Source organism: Robertmurraya sp. DFI.2.37 (genome assembly GCF_029211245.1).
Lineage (GTDB): Bacteria > Bacillota > Bacilli > Bacillales > Cytobacillaceae > Robertmurraya > Robertmurraya methanolica_A.
In genome coordinates this window covers 1-294 of the sequence record NZ_JARGEJ010000736.1, presented here as the reverse complement: position 1 = coordinate 294, position 294 = coordinate 1, and the positions used below count along the sequence as shown (strand labels likewise).

Sequence of the window (294 nt, the reverse complement as noted above, 5' to 3'; positions counted from 1 at the left end):
ATAAGGGATGAACGATTAAGATTTGAAATTTTAAAAGTGGGAGAGCGCTCAAAAACGGATGTTGCGATTGCTTATGTAAAGGATGTCGCAAATAAGGATCTAATCGACATCTTCAGAAAAGAATTGAACTCCATTCTGATCGTCCTCTTTAAGCATCTAGATCATCTCCGTTTTACTAATGTTACATATCGGTATTCTTAATATCTCCTTGTCTGTATCGATTAATAAGGTCTTACTGACGTAATCAATTATGTCGCCTATGCCTTCAATGCCTTTAAAATTTCGATCCTCCCA

At 36.1% G+C, this 294-nt stretch carries 1 pseudogene; it reads left to right on the top strand.

What is annotated here, in order from left to right:
• A pseudogene (locus PZE06_RS28425) lies at positions 1 to 141 on the top strand (spore germination protein); the annotation flags it as partial.
• Between the last annotated feature and the right edge of the window lie 153 nt (positions 142 to 294).